This window comes from Proteus faecis (assembly GCF_003144395.1).
In the GTDB taxonomy this organism is placed as follows: domain Bacteria; phylum Pseudomonadota; class Gammaproteobacteria; order Enterobacterales; family Enterobacteriaceae; genus Proteus; species Proteus faecis.
On the sequence record NZ_PENZ01000038.1, the window covers coordinates 9,132 to 9,430 of the forward strand.

The 299-nt window shown below is 45.8% G+C and carries 1 pseudogene; it reads right to left on the bottom strand.

Annotated elements, in window-relative coordinates:
* Nucleotides 1-299: pseudogene (locus DK858_RS13475) on the bottom strand (hypothetical protein); the annotation flags it as partial.

A 299-nucleotide genomic window follows, 5' to 3' on the forward strand; every position in this document is an offset into this window, starting at 1 on the left:
TCACTGTTGTCTTTTACATTATCCGCAGGGAGCGTTGCTTTATCACCATTGCTGTCTGGAATTAAAGCCGGTGTATCTGATGTCCAACCGTTGTCACCTTTTTCTAAGGTCACCGTATGTTTGCCACCGTTTTCATCTTCAAAGGTAACTTCAACAGTGTCGCCTTTATTCGCATCCGTTGGCAATTCAATAGAAACTGAACCGTCATCTTCCGCTTTTAATACCGGTGCAGAAGGTGCAACCGTATCAACAGCAAAGTCAGTTGGTTGGCCTTTTCCACTGGTGTTGCCCGCAGGATC